Origin of the sequence: Cellulomonas septica, assembly GCF_012396155.1 — a bacterium.
Lineage (GTDB): Bacteria > Actinomycetota > Actinomycetes > Actinomycetales > Cellulomonadaceae > Cellulomonas > Cellulomonas septica.
This window is the reverse complement of sequence record NZ_JAAXOY010000738.1, coordinates 1-1,644: the sequence shown is the minus strand read 5'-3', so window position 1 is coordinate 1,644 and position 1,644 is coordinate 1. Positions and strand designations below refer to the sequence as shown.

Here is a 1,644-nt window from a genome sequence, read left to right as displayed (position 1 = left end):
CGCCGAACTTCGGCGACAGGCTCAGCACGAGCGCGCCACCCGCGGCCACCCAGTACGCCGCGGTCGAGTAGACGCGCGTCGCGGCCATGACGCCGATGTTCTCCGCGTACGTCGTCGTGCCCGACCCAGCCCGGCTCGGGCTCCAGCCGGCGCGCGAGGTTCGGCGGCACGGTGAACGTGGCCGTCCAGTCGTCGACCATCACGAACGGCACGGGCGCGCCGCCCGGCCCGAGGGCCGGGGCATCGGCGGGAGCTCGTCGAAGGGCAGGCACGCGCCGATGGTGACGGACGCGCCGACCTCCGTCCACGAGCGGCACCCGGACGGCCGAGGCCCCGGTCCGGCTGGACACGCGGCGCGCTCGCGTCCAGGGTGGCGGCATGCTCGTCGCCTTCTCCGTCGCCCCGCTCGGTGCGGGTGAGTCCGTCACGCAGGCCGTCGCGGACGCCGTCCGCATCGTGCGCGAGTCCGGGCTGCCGAACCGCACCGACGCCATGTTCACGACGATCGAGGGGGAGTGGGACGAGGTGATGGACGTCGTGAAGCGCGCGACCGAGGCCGTGGGCCGGCACGGCCACCGCGTGAGCCTCGTCCTCAAGGCCGACATCCGCCCCGGGCGCTCGGGCGAGCTCACCGGCAAGGTCGAGCGGGTCGAGGCGGCGCTCGCCGAGGACTGACCCGGGGTCGGCCCCGCCCGTCCACGACGTCGGGCGGGAGGGGCTGTCGAACCCGGACGGATGCCCACCACTCGGACGGGTGACCAAGAACGCACCGGGAGAAACCGCCCGGGTGGGCGGAAACACGCCGCACCACCCGTTCGACGGGCTGACGAGGCCGCCCGGCTGTGGGAAAGTGTGGACGCACGCACATCCGGTCGGGGGTGTGCGCGCGATCTACGGGGCAGGCGGTCGGCCGCTGCGTGCCCAGGAAGGCCGGGACCGCGATGCCCATCTTCGAGCTCGACGAGGGGCGGCCGCGCCTCGTCCAGCCGATGCAGCCCCTCGCGGGGTCGTTCGCGCAGGAGTGCTCCGCGGTCCTCACCCACCATCTCAGCGCCGTCGCGGGCGAGCCCCTGTTCGCCGTGCGCTGGCGGGCGAGCGCCCCCGACCACGCCGACCTCCCCGAGCTCCTCGCGCTCGACGCCACGGGCCGTCCCGTCGTCGTCGAGGTCGTGCAGGTCGTCGACGACGACGCCGTCGTCGCGTCCCTGCGCCACGCGGGCGCCGCGGGCCGCATGACCACCACCGACCTGGCCCGCGCCTACCACGCCGACCCCAGCCGGTTCGGCGTCGACTTCGCCGCGTTCCGCGAGCAGGTCGCGGGCGGCACCGTCGCGAGCCGGCGCGAGGGCGTCCGGCTCGTGATCCTGTGCTCCGAGGTCGCCGCCGAGGCCACCGACACCCTCGGCTTCCTGCGTGGTCCCGGCCGGCAGGTCGACGTGCTGCAGGTCGGCGTCGTGCGCGGCGTCGACGACTCGCGTCTGCTCGACGTGTCGCCGCTCGCGATCCACGAGGGCGCGCGCCGACCCGTCGAGCCGACCGCGCTGCGGCTCGTGCGCTCGTCGGAGGCGTTCGCGACCGCGATGGCGTACGAGGCCGAGCGGACCAACCGCGGCACGCGTCCGATGACCGGCGAGCTCCGGTCGG

At 75.3% G+C, this 1,644-nt stretch carries 1 protein-coding gene and 2 pseudogenes; 2 read left to right on the top strand and 1 reads right to left on the bottom strand.

The features are described from left to right. Positions 1-127 (bottom strand): annotated as a pseudogene (locus tag HGA02_RS18725) (solute carrier family 23 protein); the annotation flags it as partial. A 251-nt stretch (positions 128-378) separates the two neighbouring features. On the opposite strand from HGA02_RS18725, the gene HGA02_RS18720 reads away from it, so the two are divergent. Continuing rightward, the gene (locus tag HGA02_RS18720) at positions 379-675 is read left to right on the top strand and encodes an MTH1187 family thiamine-binding protein (RefSeq protein ID WP_168680835.1); all 297 of its coding nucleotides are present in this window, start codon (positions 379-381) and stop codon (positions 673-675) included. 266 nt (positions 676-941) lie between these two features. Further along, positions 942-1,644, top strand: a pseudogene (locus HGA02_RS18715) (hypothetical protein); the annotation flags it as partial.

Excerpts from the sequence above, each read along its gene's own strand:
- HGA02_RS18720 (WP_168680835.1), top strand. The coding sequence starts at position 379 with ATGCTCGTCGCCTTCTCCGTCGCCCCGCTCGGTGCGGGTGAGTCCGTC.